At 46.7% G+C, this 18,244-nt stretch carries 17 protein-coding genes; 15 read left to right on the forward strand and 2 right to left on the reverse strand.

Annotated elements, in window-relative coordinates; genetic code table 11:
* The 9 genes from AR337_RS23730 to nuoN all read left to right on the forward strand — a co-directional run.
* Positions 1-521, forward strand: a 521-nt coding sequence (locus AR337_RS23730) for an NADH-quinone oxidoreductase subunit C (protein WP_253701603.1), incomplete at its 5' end; no start/stop codon positions are given.
* A gap of 3 nt (positions 522-524) precedes the next feature.
* Positions 525-1,625 carry an NADH-quinone oxidoreductase subunit D gene (locus AR337_RS09950; protein WP_059171861.1) on the forward strand — a complete coding sequence of 367 codons (1,101 nt, stop codon included), beginning with the start codon at positions 525-527 and terminating at the stop codon, positions 1,623-1,625.
* Positions 1,625-2,635: an NADH-quinone oxidoreductase subunit NuoH gene (nuoH, locus tag AR337_RS09955; RefSeq protein ID WP_059171862.1), complete on the forward strand. Its 1,011-nt coding sequence runs from the start codon at positions 1,625-1,627 to the stop codon at positions 2,633-2,635. The genes AR337_RS09950 and nuoH overlap by 1 nt, the downstream gene beginning before the upstream one ends.
* A gap of 79 nt (positions 2,636-2,714) precedes the next feature.
* Entirely contained in the window at positions 2,715-3,134 is a 420-nt protein-coding gene (gene nuoI, locus AR337_RS09960) for an NADH-quinone oxidoreductase subunit NuoI (RefSeq protein WP_059171863.1), read from the forward strand.
* Positions 3,131-3,640, forward strand: a complete 510-nt coding sequence (locus AR337_RS09965; protein ID WP_059171864.1) for an NADH-quinone oxidoreductase subunit J — start codon at positions 3,131-3,133, stop codon at positions 3,638-3,640. The genes nuoI and AR337_RS09965 overlap by 4 nt, the downstream gene beginning before the upstream one ends.
* On the forward strand, positions 3,640-3,957 hold the full coding sequence (gene nuoK, locus AR337_RS09970) for an NADH-quinone oxidoreductase subunit NuoK (RefSeq protein WP_059171865.1): 318 nt from the start codon (positions 3,640-3,642) through the stop codon (positions 3,955-3,957). The genes AR337_RS09965 and nuoK overlap by 1 nt, the downstream gene beginning before the upstream one ends.
* Positions 3,958-4,128: 171 nt before the next feature.
* Entirely contained in the window at positions 4,129-5,997 is a 1,869-nt protein-coding gene (gene nuoL / locus AR337_RS09975) for an NADH-quinone oxidoreductase subunit L (RefSeq protein WP_059171866.1), read from the forward strand.
* Positions 5,994-7,514: an NADH-quinone oxidoreductase subunit M gene (locus AR337_RS09980; protein WP_059171867.1), complete on the forward strand. Its 1,521-nt coding sequence runs from the start codon at positions 5,994-5,996 to the stop codon at positions 7,512-7,514. Before nuoL ends, AR337_RS09980 begins: the two co-directional genes overlap by 4 nt.
* Positions 7,515-7,520: 6 nt before the next feature.
* On the forward strand, positions 7,521-9,038 hold the full coding sequence (gene nuoN, locus AR337_RS09985) for an NADH-quinone oxidoreductase subunit NuoN (protein WP_059171868.1): 1,518 nt from the start codon (positions 7,521-7,523) through the stop codon (positions 9,036-9,038).
* A gap of 294 nt (positions 9,039-9,332) precedes the next feature.
* Here nuoN and galU read toward each other — a convergent pair whose 3' ends face one another.
* Positions 9,333-10,211: a UTP--glucose-1-phosphate uridylyltransferase GalU gene (galU, locus tag AR337_RS09995; RefSeq protein ID WP_059171870.1), complete on the reverse strand. Its 879-nt coding sequence runs from the start codon at positions 10,209-10,211 to the stop codon at positions 9,333-9,335.
* A 301-nt stretch (positions 10,212-10,512) separates the two neighbouring features.
* Between galU and AR337_RS10000 the strand changes: the two genes are divergently transcribed.
* From AR337_RS10000 to spoIID, 4 genes are all read left to right on the forward strand, one after another.
* Positions 10,513-10,749, forward strand: a complete 237-nt coding sequence (locus AR337_RS10000) for a DUF1146 family protein (protein ID WP_059171871.1) — start codon at positions 10,513-10,515, stop codon at positions 10,747-10,749.
* A gap of 282 nt (positions 10,750-11,031) precedes the next feature.
* Positions 11,032-11,766 carry a YwmB family TATA-box binding protein gene (locus AR337_RS10005; protein WP_059171872.1) on the forward strand — a complete coding sequence of 245 codons (735 nt, stop codon included), beginning with the start codon at positions 11,032-11,034 and terminating at the stop codon, positions 11,764-11,766.
* Positions 11,767-11,798: 32 nt separating this feature from the next.
* Entirely contained in the window at positions 11,799-13,109 is a 1,311-nt protein-coding gene (gene murA / locus AR337_RS10010) for a UDP-N-acetylglucosamine 1-carboxyvinyltransferase (protein ID WP_059171873.1), read from the forward strand.
* A gap of 215 nt (positions 13,110-13,324) precedes the next feature.
* Positions 13,325-14,362, forward strand: a complete 1,038-nt coding sequence (gene spoIID, locus AR337_RS10015) for a stage II sporulation protein D (RefSeq protein WP_059171874.1) — start codon at positions 13,325-13,327, stop codon at positions 14,360-14,362.
* Between the two features lie 321 nt (positions 14,363-14,683).
* Here spoIID and AR337_RS10020 read toward each other — a convergent pair whose 3' ends face one another.
* Entirely contained in the window at positions 14,684-15,121 is a 438-nt protein-coding gene (locus AR337_RS10020; protein ID WP_059171875.1) for a VanZ family protein, read from the reverse strand.
* A gap of 119 nt (positions 15,122-15,240) precedes the next feature.
* Between AR337_RS10020 and AR337_RS10025 the strand changes: the two genes are divergently transcribed.
* Positions 15,241-16,080: a M23 family metallopeptidase gene (locus AR337_RS10025; RefSeq protein WP_059172228.1), complete on the forward strand. Its 840-nt coding sequence runs from the start codon at positions 15,241-15,243 to the stop codon at positions 16,078-16,080.
* 151 nt (positions 16,081-16,231) lie between these two features.
* Positions 16,232-18,238 carry a penicillin-binding transpeptidase domain-containing protein gene (locus AR337_RS10030; RefSeq protein WP_059171876.1) on the forward strand — a complete coding sequence of 669 codons (2,007 nt, stop codon included), beginning with the start codon at positions 16,232-16,234 and terminating at the stop codon, positions 18,236-18,238.
* Positions 18,239-18,244 lie beyond the last annotated feature (6 nt).

Raw genomic sequence — 18,244 nt, forward strand, 5'->3', positions numbered from 1 at the left:
AGGATGGAGGAGAGGCCGAAACAGCAAAGCCTGCAGCTCCATCGTCAAACCAGCCTTACCTTGATAGGTATGTAAAAGTCATTGAAGAACATCTTGGAAAGGATGTTCTTGAAGATTACTATATTAATAAACTTTCAAAAGATGTTCCTACACTTATAGTCAAACCAGAGACATATTACAAGGTGGCCCAGTTCCTTAAGTTTAATGAACAATTGGGATTTGATTATTTATCCGAACTGCATGGCAGTGATTTTGAAACCCATTTAGAACTATATGTGCACTTTTTCTCATATAAGAACAGGCAATCAGTAGCTCTTAAAGTGAAGATTGACCGTAACGCGCCAACAATTGAATCCCTGCAGCCGCTATGGGCGGGAGCAGATTGGCCTGAATGCGAGGCTTATGATTTACTGGGCATTACATTTACTGGGCATCCACATTTACATCGAATTCTGCTGGGTGAGGATTGGGTTGGCCATCCACTTAGAAAAGACTACGAGCAATACGACGTCGAGGTGTAACCAATGATACGTACTGAAGAAATGCTGCTCAACGTAGGGCCGCAGCACCCGAGTACCCACGGAGTGTTCCGGCTAGTCGTCAAGATTGACGGGGAAATTATTACACATGCACAGCCGGTCATTGGCTATTTGCATCGGGGTACAGAAAAAATCGCGGAAGATCTGCAATACACCCAAATAATCCCATATACTGATCGGATGGACTATATCTCCTCGATGACGAACAACTATGTGATTTGCCATGCGGTTGAAACCATGACGGGCATTCAAGTCCCAGAGCGGGCTGAGTACTTGAGGGTCATTGCGATGGAATTGAATAGGGTCGCAAGCCATCTAGTCTGGTGGGGTACCTACTTGTTGGATATGGGAGCTGTAAGTCCGTTCCTTTATGCCTTCAGGGAAAGGGAAATGATTATCAACATGCTGAATGAACTGTCGGGTGCCAGGCTGACTTTCAATTACATGCGGGTAGGCGGGGTGAAATGGGACGCACCAGAAGGCTGGATCCAAAAGGTTCAGGACTTTATTCCTTATATGCGGGAGCAGCTTAAGGGCTACCATCAGCTTGTCACCGGTAATGAAATCTTCATGAACCGAGTGAAAGGAGTTGGGCGATACACAAAGGAAGAGGCAATCCAGTACTCGCTCACCGGCCCTAGCCTTAGGTGTACGGGCGTAAAATTCGACCTAAGGAAAGACGAGCCATACTCAATCTATGACAGATTCAAATTTGATGTAATTACAGAGGAAGGCGGGGATTGCTGGTCCCGCTACCATGTGCGGATTCGGGAAATTGAGGAATCCCTGAAGATTTTGGAACAGGCCTGCGAACAATTCCCGGAAGGCGGGGAAATCCTTGCAAAGGTTCCGAAAATCATCAAGGCCCCAAAAGGGGAAGCTTATGTCCGGATTGAATCACCGCGTGGGGAAATTGGCTGTTATATCGCTAGCGATGGAAAAAAAGAGCCTTACCGTTTGAAATTCAGAAGGCCATCATTCTATAATCTCCAGATTCTCTCGAAGCTGCTTGTTGGGGAGAACATGGCGAACATGGTTGCCATTCTTGGAGCAATTGATATTGTCCTTGGGGAGGTGGACGGTTAATGGTAGAAGGACTTCTTACCTCAACCCCCGGACTACTTAATTTCGGGATATTCTTCCTGCTAGCAACCGTTTTTCTGTTTGTGGTGCTGGGATTTGTAACGTATGGAATTCTTGCAGAACGCAAGGTAATGGGATATATGCAGCTTCGGCACGGCCCTAACCATGTCGGCGGCCGCTGGGGGCTGCTCCAGACTGTAGCCGACGTATTGAAACTTTTATTAAAAGAAGATATTATCCCAAAGGTGGCAGACAGGCCTCTCTTCATCCTGGCCCCTGTCATAGCTTTCGCTCCATCGTTCATGGTGCTTGCGGCCATACCGTTTACGGATAAGTTCCAATTTGCCGATATTGGTGTCGGACTTCTATATTATATTGCTATATCAGGCATCACCACGATTGGGATTGTTACCGGTGGATGGGCTTCCAACAATAAATACGCCCTATTAGGTGGAATGAGGGCGGCTGCGCAAATGGTTTCGTATGAAATTCCGCTTGTCATGTCCGTTTTAGGGATTATTCTTCTTACAGGCAGCCTGAATTTGAATGACATCGTCGAGGCACAACGGAATTACTGGTACATCCTGCTCCAGCCGATCGCGTTCATTGTATTCATGATTGCGTCTGTTGCGGAATTGAACAGGACGCCATTCGACCTTCCAGAAGGGGAGTCCGAGCTTGTTGCTGGATATCATGTTGAATATTCAGGTTTCCGCTGGGCGTTCTTCATGCTTGCGGAATATGTTTACCTGTTTGCGATGGCTGCACTTACCACAGTTCTTTTCCTTGGTGGCTGGCTGCCGCCGCTGTCTTTCCTGGATTTCATTCCAGGCGCAGTATGGTTCTCGCTTAAGTTCAGCGTAGTCATCTTTTTCCTGATTTGGTTCCGCGTTACGTACCCGCGCTTCCGGGCAGATAAATTGATGGAATTTGGATGGAAGGTACTTCTGCCGGTCGCACTGGCAAACGTATTCCTGACAGCGCTGCTCAAGGAGCTTTTTGACTTGTTTTAAACGTGGATAAGAAATGCTGGACCGGCATTTCCGCTGAAATATGGAATTCTTTTTATCACGCACCAAAGGGGTGAAAAACATGCTTGGATTGGCAAAAGGCTTAAAGTATACCCTTAAAAACCTGACCAAGGAAAAGATCACATATGAATATCCAAACAAACCGCTTCCACTACCGGACCGGTTTCGGGGAATCCAGAAGTTCTATCCTGAAAAATGCATCGTCTGCAACCAGTGTGCCAACATCTGTCCGACAGACTGCATCCAACTGACAGGCAAGAAACATCCGGATCCTACAAAGAAGGGTAAAGTCATAGATACGTATGATATCAACTTTGAAATTTGCATTCTTTGCGATTTATGTACCGAGGTTTGCCCGACTGAAGCGATTGTCATGACGAATAATTTCGAGCTTGCCGAATATAGCCGGGATAACCTTTTTAAAAACCTTGAATGGCTGGATGAAAATGACGAGAATGTTCGGAAGGTGAATAAGGCATGATTTCAGGTGAATTTCTGGCATTTATGTCACTTGCGCTAGTGGCAGTCATCGGGGGCGTGCTCTTGCTGAACCTGACGAAGGTGGTCCACACGATTGTCGCTCTTGTATTTACGTTTATCAGCATTGCCGGCATCTTTGTTCTGCTGTCGGCGGAATTTCTGGCTGGTGCCCAAGTTCTTATTTACTCTGGGGCCATAACAATCATTATGCTGTTCGGTATTATGCTGACAAAGCATGATGATGAAAGTGAGCCAAGTACGGGAAAATGGAGGAAATACATCCTGATGCTTGCGGTCGCTGGCTTTGCTTTTGCAGTCTATATGGGGATTTATAATCTTGATCTCGGCCCCGGTTCTACTGAGCTTCATGTTAACAATACGGAGCAGATTGGGATAACGCTTTATTCGAAATTCATCATCCCGTTCGAGCTTGCTTCGGTTGTATTGCTGGTTGCGCTTGTCGGCGCGATCATCCTTGCAAAAAAAGACAATAAGGAGGCGGAATAATGTACTCGGGAGTTCCTGCTTCTGCCTTCCTCGCGCTTGCCCTGATACTGTTTTGCATTGGCCTTTACGGTGCCCTGACCAAACGGAACACAGTTATCGTCCTTATATCCATTGAGCTTATGCTGAATGCGGTTAACATCAACCTTGTGACGTTCAGCAAGTTTGGAATCGCCCCATCCATTGACGGGCAGATTTTCACCCTCTTCGCCATGGCTGTGGCGGCAGCCGAGGCTTCAGTAGGCCTGGCTATCCTGATTTCCCTGTATCGGAACAGGAAAACAGTGAACATAGACGAAATGGATATAATGAAAAACTAAATGTGATTCATCCGGATTATAAAAAAGGGCTGCCAACGCTGCTAGCAGGCTGCCCAGGATTCTTCCACGCAGGGCCTGCACCTGCGAAAGCCCTGAGTGGCAGGGTGAAATCAGGCGCGCAGCCAGAGTAATTTCTGCATCAGAACGCGCGTTCATAAAGGGGATAGTGTATTGATGGAAAATGCATGGATCATACCGCTTTTCCCGCTTTTATCATTTTTGATTCTTCTTCTATTTGGCAAACGGCTTAAAGAGTCGAGCGCCTTTGTAGGGATTGGGCTTACAATCGCATCGCTGGCAATGTCGGTGGCGGTGCTGGTGGACCGATTCTCGGCGCCTACATATAAATCCGAGGGCGTCTGGCTTTCAATAGGAGATTTTCAATTAACAGCGGGCTTTGAAGTGAACCAACTAAATGCATTAATGCTGTTTATCGTGTCTCTCGTTAGCTGTCTTGTACATATCTATTCCAAAGGATACATGCATGGCGACGAGCGCATTCCGGTTTTTTACGCTTATCTTGGTTTATTTACTTTTGCAATGCTTGGCCTTGTCGTTTCACCGAATCTCCTGCAAACGTATATTTTCTGGGAGCTAGTCGGAGTAGGTTCCTTCCTTTTGATCGGCTTTTATTTTTACAAGGAAGAGGCGAAGGCGGCTGCCAAAAAAGCATTTATTATGACAAGGATAGGGGATGTTGGCCTACTGATCGGCATGATACTCCTGTTCTGGCAAACTAAGAGCTTTGAATATGATGAAATTTTTGCTGCGGTGGAAGCTGGAGCGATTACCGCGGGGATGCTGACCCTTATCGCCATCCTGATATTCGTGGGCGCTGTCGGAAAATCCGGCCAATTCCCGCTCCATACATGGCTTCCGGATGCGATGGAAGGCCCAACGCCTGTTTCGGCTCTTATCCACGCCGCTACAATGGTTGCCGCGGGTGTCTATCTGGTAGCAGCCTTGTTCCCGCTTTTTGCAGCCAGTAAAACGGCCCTGTTGACAATAGCGATTATCGGCGCATTTACTGCGATATTTGCGGCCAGCATAGGCCTTGTCCAAAAGGACATCAAACGTGTGCTTGCTTATTCTACGGTCAGCCAGCTTGGCTATATGATGCTTGCACTCGGTTCGGCCGGTTACGTTGCCGGCGTGTTCCATCTGATGACTCACGCATTCTTCAAGGCTCTTTTGTTCCTTGCAGCGGGAAGTGTCATCCATGCAGTCCATACACAGAACATTGAGGAAATGGGCGGCCTTTGGAAAAAACTGAAACTGACAGGCCCGCTATTCCTGATTGGGACACTCGCGATAAGTGGAGTCCCATTGTTCTCCGGTTTCTTTAGTAAGGATGAAATCCTGATTGCCGCGTGGGAAAACGGCCATCCTATTTTGTTCCTGCTCGCGTTAATCGCAGCATTCTTTACAGCATTCTACATGTTCCGGGTGTTCTTCATGGTCTTCTGGGGCGAATCCCGTACGAATGTAAAGAATGTTCACGAATCACCTAGAACTATGACTCTTCCAATGGTAGTACTTGGCGTGCTGGCTGTTGTCGCTGGTTACGTTAATACGCCATGGTTTGGTACGTTCCTTGGTGATTGGCTTGTAGAAGGAAACCCAGCGTTGGGACATGGCCATATCGAAGGCCCGGCCTGGATTATGATTGCGGCAACAGTTGTTTCTCTAGCCGGCATTTACCTTGCCTGGCTAATGTACGGGAAACGCTCGCTATCCCGAGACTGGCTCAGCTCTGCGGCTCCTGGGGCCTATAGGGTTCTGTACAACAAATACTTTATTGATGAATTTTACGAGCTTACGATTGTTAATGCGACAAAGGCGGTTAGCCATCTGTTCCGCTATATCGATGTTTTCCTTGTTGAAGGCATTGCAGCCGCAGTTGCCGGCACGGTCCGTGGATTTTCTAAAGCCGGTTCGAAGCTTCAATCCGGACAGGTCCAGACATATGCCGCTGTAGCCTTTATCGGGCTTGCAGTATTGACAGTCATCTTCGCGCTGACCGGGGGGTACTTGCAATGAACCTTTCTTATATACTGACAATATTGGTATTTTCCCCATTGCTCGGCATTGTCGCGCTGGCATTTTTGCCAAAGTCGAATGAGAAAATGATTAAGCTGGTTGGATTCATCGCAACCCTACCGGCCCTGCTTTTATCGCTCGCAGCCTACGCGCATTACCTGGCTGGGAAGGATTTGGACGATTTCTCCACGAGGGTCGACTGGATTCAGTTTGGCGGTTTCAAGCAAATGGGAGAGAAGTACTTTTCCATTTATTACGAATTAGGAATTAACGGTTTTTCACTCCTAATGATTGTACTGACATCTGTTGTAGCTTCACTTGCGGCTCTTGCGTCCAGCATGGTTAAAAGGGAGTGGAAAGGTTATTTCATGCTTTTCCTGCTGCTCCAGGTCGGTATGCTCGGCGTCTTTACAGCGCAAAACCTGATCCTTTTCTTCCTCTTTTTTGAATTGACACTCATTCCAATGTTCTTTTTGATTGGAAAATGGGGTTATTTCGAAAAGGAAAAAGCCGCATATAGTTTTTTGATTTACAACGGGCTTGGCTCCGCTATCCTGTTGATTGTCATTATGGTTCTGTTCACGAGAACCGGTACATCAAATATCGGCCTGCTTGAACAACTAATGGCAAATCCGGATGCTCAACTGATGGCCCCTATCTCGGATGGAATGAAGATGGGACTCTTTATTGGCTTATTGATTGCCTTCGGAATAAAGCTGCCGATTTTCCCGCTGCATAGCTGGATGCTCCGCGTCCACGTGCAGGCACCGCCGGCTATCGTTATGATCCACTCCGGTATTCTCTTGAAAATTGGCGCATACGGTTTGATTCGTTTCGGGATGGGGATTTTCCCTGAACAGTTCAAGCAGCTAGCCGTTTTGCTTGCTGTACTTGGCGTAGTAAATCTCCTTTATGGAGCATTCCTGGCATTCATCCAGAAGGATTTCAAAATGGTTCTAGCCTATTCTTCGATTTCACATATGGGTATTGTCCTAATCGGCCTAGCCGCATTGAATGAAGCGGGAATCCAAGGGGCAATCTTCCAGGTGATATCGCACGGTTTAATTTCGGCTCTGTTGTTCTTCCTAGTTGGGATTTTCTATGAACGCCTAGATACATCGCTCATAGCAAATCTGGGCGGATTGGCAAAAGGAATGCCAATTGCCGCGGGTATACTGCTTGCAGGAGGGATGGCTTCACTTGGCCTTCCGGGCATGTCGGGCTTTGTCAGCGAGTTCATGGCTTTCCTCGGTTTATTTAAGGAAATGCCTGTGCTTGCAGCAATTGGCTGTATCGGCATTATCATGACTGCCGCCTACCTTCTCAGGGCAATCCTTGGCATGACCTACGGAGTGCCGCACCGTGATTTTACGGGGGTCCTTGATTTGAAGGGGATCGAATATGTGCCGGCATTGACACTGTTGTTCCTGATTGTTCTAATCGGCGTATACCCAAGTGTCCTTAGCTCACCGTTGGAATCCGCACTAAAAACAATCATGCTTGGGTTGGGGGGTTGATGAACAATGGAACTAGAAGAATTGTTATCGTACAACTGGAGCATTATGGCACCTGAGTTCATCATACTCGGTACAGCCGCGCTTTTAACCATCCTAGATTTATTTTTGCCAAAAGAAACAGACAGGAAAATGTTTGGCTGGGTGTCAATTGCTGCCATCGTAGCAGCCGGGATTTCCCTGGCTGGCATGCTGGATGCACCAGTAACATCCATACTGGCGGATACGTACAGGCTTGATGGCTTCGGAAAAGTATTTAAGTTCATCCTCCTTGGCGGAGCGGCGTTGGTCATGCTGTTGGCTGTCCATTACGAACCCAAGGACGGATTTTCCGAATACAAGGGCGAATTTTTCTATCTGTTCCTGACTGCCCTTCTTGGTGCAATGTTCATGGCATCCAGCGGTGATTTGATTACGTTGTTTGTCGGTCTTGAGCTATTGTCGATCTCTTCCTATATCCTGGCAGGAATGCGCAGGAACCAGCTGAATTCGAATGAATCAGCAATGAAATATGTAATTAACGGCGGTATTTCGACAGCAATTACCTTGTTTGGGATGAGCTATGTTTATGGGATTGGCGGCTCGACAAATCTGAAGGAAATCGCCAACACAGTTTCGACTATTGCAGTTGGACAGCACGTTTACCTGCTTGCCATTGCCTTCTTCATGATCCTGGTGGGCCTATCCTTTAAGCTTGCGGCAGCGCCGTTCCATATGTGGGCGCCTGACGTTTACCAGGGAGCTCCGACTCCTGTGACGGCATTCCTTAGTGTCGTTTCCAAAGCCGCGGGCTTTATCCTTCTTATCAGAATCATGCTGACCGTCTTTGGGATGGCCGTTTCCGAAGGTCCGGAATCCATGCCGATTCTATTAAAATTGCAGGATTACATTGCATTCCTGGCTGCGGCAACAATGATAATCGGGAACGTTGTCGCGCTTAGGCAGCGCAATATCAAGCGTCTATTTGCATACTCAAGCATAGCTCATGCGGGGTATATCCTTGTGGCGTTTACATCGCTCAGTTACTTTATGTTTGATGCGATTTGGTTCTATCTAGTGGCATACACGTTCATGAATATCGGGGCTTTTGCCATCATCCAGCTAATAAGTGAAAAGACTGGATCGGATGATATCAAGGATTTCGCCGGCCTTTACAAAAAAGCACCAGTACTTGCATCGGCATTCGGCATCCTGATTCTATCACTGGCAGGATTCCCGGGAACTGCGGGGTTCATTGGCAAAATGAATATTTTTATGAGCGCATTCATTGACCAAGAGAATCCGCATTATGTACTCGCATCCATCATGATTGCAACAACCGTTGTATCCTATGTTTACTATTTCGGGATATTGACACAAATGTTCTTCCGTCCGTCGACAGATGAAACAACGTTCAAAATTCCTGCTGGAATCCTGGCGGCTGTGGCCATTACCGTGGTGGCGAGTGTCCTGTTCGGAATCATGCCGAATATCGCGCTGGATTTCCTGCACAATAATTTCGGTGGCTTCGGGGAATTATTGAAGTAATCTTCTGTGGGCGTTTAGGCTATATGGGTTTTACGGTGAGGGATTGTTTAAAAATTTCTCTATGAACCTGCTTAGCTGCTGTAAACCGGCGTGGCTGCTTTGGGGAAAGCGATACGACGGAAAGGAAGGCCATGCAACCGCCTTTGGGGGAAGGCTGGTACATGGAAGGTACAAAGGGGAATCATATAGCAAGGAAAAAAAGGGCTGCTTCCTGTGTAGGAAGTCAGCCCTTTTATATTAAATGGAAAGAAATAAACATAAGCTTTTTATCAAAAACGCGAATGGGGAAACCCCTTATTTTTCATGAAGCTCGAGCTGCTTTTTCATAAAAGCAATCAAATCCTCTTTAAGCTCGGGCATTTGCAGCGCAAACTCAAGGGTGGTTTCAATAAAACCCAGCTTTTCACCGACATCAAACCTTTTCCCTTCAAACTCGTAGGCAAATACCCTTTGGATTTCGTTCAGGTTTTGAATTGCATCGGTTAGCTGGATCTCTCCTCCCGCACCAATTTCCTGCTTGTCGAGGAACATGAAGATTTCCGGAGTAAGAATATAACGCCCGATAATAGCCAGGTTTGATGGCGCGGTACCCGGCTTGGGCTTTTCAACAAACTGCCGAACCTGATAGCGGCGGTTGTATTCTTCAAGTGGATCGATCACTCCGTATCGATGTGTTTCCGACTCTGGAACACGCTGGACTCCAATTACAGAAGACAGCGTGTCGTTATATTGATTAATCAGCTGCTTCAGGCAGGGAACCTCAGCCTGGACGATATCATCACCCAGCAGGACGGCAAAAGGCTCATTGCCAATGAAGTTTCTGGCGCACCATACAGCATGCCCTAGACCGCGTGGTTCTTTTTGGCGTATGTAATGAATATCAACCATATTGGAAGAAGCCTGTACTTTTTCAAGCAATTCGAATTTTTCTTTTTCGAGCAGATTTTGCTCCAGTTCAAATGCATGGTCAAAATGATCCTCAATGGCTCGCTTGCCCTTACCGGTAACAATAATGATGTCCTCAATGCCTGATTCAATTGCTTCCTCAACGATATACTGGATTGTGGGCTTATCGACGATAGGAAGCATTTCCTTTGGCATCGCTTTTGTCGCAGGCAAAAAGCGCGTTCCAAGCCCTGCGGCAGGAATAATCGCCTTTCTTACCTTTTTCATAAAATCACCTTCATATCAATATTTTATGTACCAATTACTTCATTTTTGTCTGCTCTGAACAGGCAGTTTAAAAGATTGCTTTTCTCTCCTGCTATCCATACAATGGTAGAGGGAGAGGCTATAAAGGGGACAGCTTTTTCTATTATCATATCATTACTGATTATTTCACACTAAACGAAAACAGACAAGGGAACCCCTCTGTAAATTCCCTTATATTTCCTGGTGTTTTTCCTGATAACTGGATCATCTTTTAAATAAACACCCGAATAGGAGAGCGGAGGCAGGATAAGGAGGGATTAACTTGATTGCAGATATTGGAATAGGGGCGCTAGTTGGGATTATAGTACACCTTTTGTGCATCACATTGGCATGGTGGGCGATCCAATCGTTGAATTTTGATAAGCTTTTACGGGCAAACAGGGTGCTTCAAGCCAGGATTTTATACATATTGCTGGCAATTGCGATTGGCTCCGCTGTGAGTAATTTTTTCCTCGATTACCTTCTTCTGTCCCGACAACTTCCAGCTATTTTTGACTAAAGCAGTGGATGATCTGCACCGGCGTATCTTATTATGCCCCGGAATACCAATTCACTTACAGAACTTCAGAGCAATAGGTATTTTTGGATTGGTCTGCTAATAGCCTTTATATAGGACTTAATACATGTGTTCAAGCTGGCGAATATTGAGTACAATCAATATTGTGCATTATTCTACAAAGTTCGCAGAATGCATTCACTTTGTCAAAAAGTGACGAGATTTCCCATGTATGCCCTACTTCTCCCTGGTAAAAATGTAAATGAGGGGAAAGGGAGCGGGCGCATGAAAATGAAATTGGTTTTATCAATATTTGCCATTGTTGGTTTTGTTATGTTGGAACATGGGAATAAAACGATTGAAGCTGACAGTGCACCGGAACTTATTAAGCTCGCGGCAGTATTGGAAGCCGAAGATAGTTTGCTTAAGGAGTGGACGGTTTATTCACGGGAAATAATTGAAGACTCCAATTCACCCGGGGAATTGGAGAAATATGCAGAACAGCTTCAGGACAAGCTTCCAGGATGGAAATGGTCTGTCACATCATCCAGTGGAAAATGGGAAGCTGCCGCGGTATCACCTGCTTCAGTTTATGGCAGGGAATATCTTCAAATTATTTCTACCCGCACACCCCATGAGGCAAATGCGTATATAATATATAAGGTCGCGGGCGGAGAATGGAATGAAGAAAGCGAAGCCTTTTTTGCAAGGGATGGATTCAAGAATCGCCTGCATGACATATTTCGTGGTGAACCGTCAATTTTCTCTTGTATCACTGGCATTTTCGATGATAGAATGGAAAAGGCTTTATCCCAAAAAGCAAGCAACATAATGAAACGATTAAATGCGGTTGAAACCGAAGCAATCAGGGAAACAGATTTCATCTCGATATCGGCTTTATCGCCATGGTTTATGGACAATTTTAAAAATGGAATGAACGTGCAAATCGCTGTTCGCTCGGGAGGGGGAGACAATGCGACTGTTACAGTCGGAACCCCCCTCATTACTGTTGAATATTAATATAGTGAACTTGGACGCGGAGGGGAATACACTTGGAAAAAATCATCGTCCGCGGCGGAAATAGGCTGAATGGTACGGTCAGGGTTGAGGGTGCCAAAAATTCTGTACTGCCTGTACTCGCTGCAACATTGTTGGCCAGTGATGGAAAAAGCATTATACGTGATGTCCCGGCTCTCTCCGATGTATATACGATCAACGAAGTATTACGCAATTTAAACGCAGAAGTAGTGTTTGAAAATAATCAAGTTGTTGTAGATGCATCCAGAGAGTTGAAAGAGGAGGCGCCATTCGAATATGTTCGAAAGATGCGCGCTTCTGTACTTGTAATGGGGTCACTTTTGGCCCGTAATGGCCGTGCCCGCGTGGCATTGCCTGGAGGCTGTGCGATTGGGTCGCGCCCGATTGACCAGCACCTGAAAGGCTTTGAAGCCATGGGAGCAAAGGTTAAGGTAGGAAATGGGTTTATTGAAGCGGAAGTAGACGGCCGTTTAAAGGGTGCGAGGGTGTACCTCGATTTCCCGAGTGTAGGAGCTACGGAAAATATCATGATGGCAGCGACACTTGCGGAAGGCACAACCATCCTTGAAAACGTGGCAAAAGAACCGGAAATCGTTGACCTTGCGAATCTTTTGAACAAGATGGGTGCAAAGGTTGTCGGCGCCGGTACAGGCACCATTAGGATTGAAGGCGTAGATGTCTTGTTTGGAGCTGACCATGCAATCATCCCGGATCGGATTGAGGCGGGGACTTTCATGGTCGCAGCGGCACTTACAGGTGGCAATGTCCTTGTTCAAGGGGCAGTCCCAGAACATTTGTCTTCATTGATCGCAAAAATGGAGGAAATGGGGATTACCATTACTGAGGAAGAGGATGGCATTAGGGTAATCGGCCCTGAGAAGCTCAAGGCTGTCGATATCAAAACGATGCCACATCCAGGCTTTCCAACTGATATGCAATCGCAAATGATGGCACTTCTTCTCCGTGCAGAAGGCACTTCGATGATTACGGAAACTGTTTTTGAAAACAGGTTCATGCATGTCGAAGAATTTCGCCGTATGAATGCAGATATAAAAATTGAAGGGCGTTCCGTCATTATTCCTGGCAAGTCGAACCTTCAGGGTGCGGAAGTCGCGGCAACTGACCTCCGTGCGGCAGCAGCGCTTATCCTGACCGGATTGGTAGCGGAAGGTATGACCAGGGTAACGGAATTGAAGCATCTAGATCGCGGCTATGTGGATTTCCATCAGAAGCTTGCGGCACTGGGAGCGGATGTAGAGCGCGTAAAAGATACAGTGGAAGTTTTTGAGGAAGAAGAAACACTTATTTCCGATATGAATGCATAATTTTATTTACTAAATAGGTGGCATAGACCGCCGCTAAATGGAAAGCTGAAGGAAGGGCTGTCAGATGTCTGACAGATACATTTCTTCGGCTTTTCTTTTTTTTAAGTCCTGCAGTACCATCCGATTTTTAGTCATAACCGCTTGTCCACGCCCATATGTTTTAATGAAGCGCAGCCGCCATGCCGGCCGTTTACTTTTCAAATGGAGGCTCAATCATGAAAAACTTGAAACCTTTCTTCGCACTAACATCCTTCCTGTTTGCAGTAACCTTGGTCATTCCAGCCCTGCTTGTCCTTCCCTTCAAGGACAGCCATGTTAATGGGATGCCAGGGGAAAAACTGCAGCAAGCCCCAAATGGCGAGGAAAGCGGAATAGCAGCCGATGCGGCAGTAGAAGTCGCAGTATACAGGACAGGGCAAAAGAAGATTGAAAAACTTCCCCTAAACAAGTATCTCGAGGGAGTGGTTGCAGCAGAAATGCCAGCGGAGTTTGAGGAAGAAGCTTTGAAGGCACAGGCGCTGGCAGCAAGGACGTATATCGTCAAACAGTTGATGACAGAGGATAAATCTGGATTACCGGAAGGGGCACAGGTGAGCGATTCTGAATTAATTCACCAGGTTTTTAAAAATGATTCGGATATGAAGAAGATATGGGGGAAGGATTATACCTGGAAAAAGAAAAAAATAGCTCAAGCTGTGCGGTCGACCGACGGCCAAATCCTAACTTATAACGGAAAAGCGATTACCGCGACGTTTTTCTCGACAAGCAACGGATATACAGAGAACTCTGAGGACTATTGGGAGAATGCCTTCCCATACTTGCGTAGCGTAGAGAGTCCCTGGGATAAGAACTCGCCAAAATTCAAGAACGAGATAAGCATCGCGGTGCCGGAATTTGAAAAAAGGCTTGGGGTGAAAATCGGCAATTCCCGCACAATTGGAAAAATAATTGGCCGTACAGCGGGCAACCGAATTGGTAAAGTTGATTTCAATGGAAAAATACTGACTGGGAGAAAAATTCGCGATGAGCTTGATCTCAGATCAACAGATTTTTCATGGGAGCGGCATGGAAATGAAATTGTCATCAACACCCGCGGCTTCGGGCATGGCGTAGGAATGAGCCAATATGGGGCGAATGGAATGGCTGCTGAAGGGAAGACCTACCAGCAAATCGTCAAATACTTCTACCAGGGGGTTGAAATCAGCCCTGCCGATAACCTGTTGTCTGCTGTTACGGCTTCTGCTAGAAGATAATAAATGGTTTTTAGGAAGCCGGCCTTTACCATGGGCCGGCTGTTTCTGTTTCTCGTTCATGGTTTCCACTTTTTACAGCTAATAAGTTCACCTGAAAAAACAAATGTGTACTATAGTACGCATCGGCTTAATGATAGTTTAGGGAGCTATAGAAACCCTTACTTTAAGGTTTTTTTGTTTGTTTGGGTTTATACGGTGCGTAAAATTGCATTATAAAAGGGATAGAGGGAGAAATGGAATAAAAAAATCCATCTTTCTGCCTCTATCCCAGTTTCAATTATATAGTCAGCCATTGATTTCCCGTTTAGTACAACCCCGGCTCTAACAATTCGTGAACTTCTTCCATTTCCAAAGCAGTCCTCCCAGTCCCGTAAACTTTCCTTTGAATAGAGCACCATCCACAAAGTAATACACAACTGCTATTCCCAGAACGTCTTTGAATAGGTCAAATAGCGATGCGGAGCGATAGGGGTAGAAAGACTGGTGGATTTCATCCGTGAGCCCGTAAAGGGCCGCAGCGGCCGCGAGAAGCATATTTATACTTCTTTTGAACTTTCTTTTCCCAGTGAGAGATGCCAGGACGAACAATCCATATAGGATGGCGAATTCGACCAGGTGAAGGGATTCCTTGATGGTACGGTCAACCGAGGAATCAGGGAGTTCGACAAAGTGGTTGCTTGGCAGGCTGGACATGATCCAAATCATGGCCATATAGATGAAAGGGAGTAGCCTGGCCGTCCACCTGGAAATAAATTTCATAAAAATCCTCCTTTTGATGCATAAAACTGAGTTGAATTACAAAAAATATTCCAAAAAATCTTTCGGGGAATGTATATAATTCTACCATTGTGTTCAGAATGATTGCTGAGGTGATGAAAATGAGAGAGGAAGAAAAAAAGCAATCTTCTCGAGGTTTTAAACGTTTTCTAAAAAAGAGCTGGGTAGTCCCGGCAGTCTACATGGCAAGTGCGGCAATCATTCTGACAGGTGTCCTTTGGTATCAAATGAGCGGCGATTCAGCAGAAAAGTACGATTACAAGACTACTGAAAACGCCAAGAGGAAGTTCAACGAGCCTGCCCTTGAGGTAAACAAATCGCTGGAGAACTTCGCGATGCCGGTAGCTGACAAGGATAAGGCGGTTGTTAAAAAAGGATTCTATGAAAACTCAGCCGATCCTAAAACGCAGCAAGATGCATTGGTCGTATACAACGGTACCTATGTGACGAATACCGGCCTTGATATTGCGATGAAAGACGGCTCTGAGTTTGATGTCGTTGCTTCCTTAAGCGGCACGGTCACTAGGGTTGAAGAGGATGGCATGCTTGGCAATGTGATTGATATCCAGCATGACAAAGGTATTGTAACACAATATCAGTCCGTAAAAGATATCAAAGTCAAGGTTGGCGACCTGGTAGAAAAGGGACAGTCACTCGCAGCGGCAGGCCAGAGCCAGGTGAATCAAAAAGCTGGGACGCATGTCCACTTTGAAATTCGCAAGGACGGCGTAGCAGTCAATCCAAACAACTACTTTGGAAAGCCGCTGAGCTCGCTTCAAGAAGCGCAGACCGGTGAACCCTCCAATAAGAAAGAAGCAACCGAGGGTGATGACCAAAGCAAGGCCCCTGCTGATGAAGAAGATGCCGAATCGACTGAGGACGGGCTTAATGCTCCATCCGGCGACTCCACTAACAAAACCGGAGATAATAAAAGTTCATAATCATATGTTGTAGAGGGAGGGGCAACCCTCTCTTTTTTTTTGAGAAAAAAGCCAAAGGAATCCGGAAATCGCTATTGCCAGCCAAGTGTCGTCTTTCAGGAATTCCGGCAAACTGTGGTAAAATGAGACAAAATGACAAGGGGGATGGGTGATGAAAAGGCTGTTCATGATAGTTTCCGCGGTGATTCTGGCAGCTGCGCTGGCCGGCTGTACGGAGAAAAAACCTGACCCGGCAGACCGCTTTTCCCATTATGTAGAGCTTTGGAACAAGCAGGATTTTGATGAAATGTATGGGTATCTGTCAAAGGATGCCAAGGCTTCAATTAGTAAAAAGGATTTTACCGAACGATATAAAAAAATTTATGGAGATCTCCAGATCAACAATCTGAAGGTCAGCTTTACAAAGCCGAAAGAGGATAAGCAGAAAGATGGCGAAGAGGTTGCTTACGGCTATGCGGCAAAAATGGACAGCATAGCTGGCCCGATTGAGTTTGGCCATGATGCCTTCCTTGTAAAAGAAGAGCGGGATAAGAGAGAAGATTGGTATGTTGATTGGAATACAAATTATATTTTCCCACAGCTTGGAAAGGGTGATAAAATCTCCCTGTCAACACAGGCCCCGGAGCGGGGGGAGATTTTTGACAGGACAGGCAATCCGCTTGCAACGACTGGGTTAGTTTACGAGGTAGGGATCGTTCCAAAGGATATGGAAGGGCAGGAATCCGAAACGATTGCCCAGCTTGGAAAATTGCTTAACATGACATCGGAAAGCATTGAAAAGGCGGCTACCGCAAGCTGGGTTAAGCCTGATTATTTCGTTCCGCTAAAGAAGGTATCGATGAACGATGAGGCTCTGATTTCGGAACTGATTAAGCTGAAACCGGTGCAGACAAAAAAGGTCGAGTCGCGTATTTATCCATACGGGGAGGCGGCCGCCCACCTAGTTGGCTTTGTGGGAAAGGTGACAGCTGAAGAGCTCGAGAAGCTTGAGGGGAAGGGCTATTCCAGCGGAGATATAATTGGGAAGCGCGGCATTGAGCAGGTGTTCGAGGAGCAGCTTCGCGGCGAGCCTGGCGTCCAGATTGTGATTAACAAGGAAGGCGGCGGACAGGAAGTGCTTGCTGAAAAGCCGGTTGTGAACGGGCAGCCTGTCAAGCTGACGGTCGATGCCGAGCTGCAACAAACAATCACCGCCCAGATGAAGGGTGAGGTTGGGGCAACAGCTGTGATAAATCCGAAAACAGGGGAAACGCTGGCGCTAGTCAGTTCGCCGTCCTTCGACCCGAACCAGGAGGTGTTCGGAATGTCGGCCGCCGAACGGAAGGCTCTTGACGATGACCCGAATACGCCGAAGAACACCCGATTCAATAAAAGATATGCGCCAGGATCGGTTATAAAGCCGATCGTTGCAGGAGCGGCACTGACCGCGGGGGCGATTAATCCGGCGGATGTGATGAATGTAAAAGGTTTAAAGTGGCAAAAGGACGCCTCATGGGGAGGCTACTATGTTACGAGGGTGCATGAAGCCGCCAATGTAAATCTTGAAAAGGCGCTCGTGTTCTCGGACAATATTTATTTTGCGCAGACAGCGATTAAGCTTGGGAAAGAGGGCTTTACCGAAGGCATGAATAAGTTTGCCTTTGGTGAGGATTTCGGGTTTCCATTCCCGCTCCAGGCCTCGCAAACCGGCTCGCTTGAAAAGGATATCCTGCTAGCGGATGCCGGCTATGGCCAAGCGCAGCTGGAGATGAATATTGTCCATTTGGCGGCTACGTATACACCGTTCCTGAACGGGGGGAATATGATCAAGCCTATCCTTCTTCTGGATGACCAACATGGACAATTGCTGAAGGAACAAGCAATTTCTCCGGAGGCGGCTTCAACTGTCGGCCCGATTCTCCGGAAAATTGTATCCGACCCGGGCGGTACGGCGCGGACCGCGGAAATAAAGGGCTATCCATTGTCCGGGAAAACGGGAACCGCTGAAATTAAAGCGGTTCAAGGCGAAACCGGAAAAGAAAACGGCTGGTTTGTCGCTTACAATGCGGAAGCCGGGGATATGCTCGTTGCCATGCTCGTTGAGAATGTCCAAAAGCGCGGCGGCTCGCAAATCCCTGTCAAGCTTGTTAAAAACATTTTTACAGAAGCGCAAAAATAAGGAAAG

Origin of the sequence: Bacillus sp. FJAT-27445 (genome assembly GCF_001510665.1) — a bacterium.
GTDB lineage: Bacteria > Bacillota > Bacilli > Bacillales > Cytobacillaceae > Bacillus_D.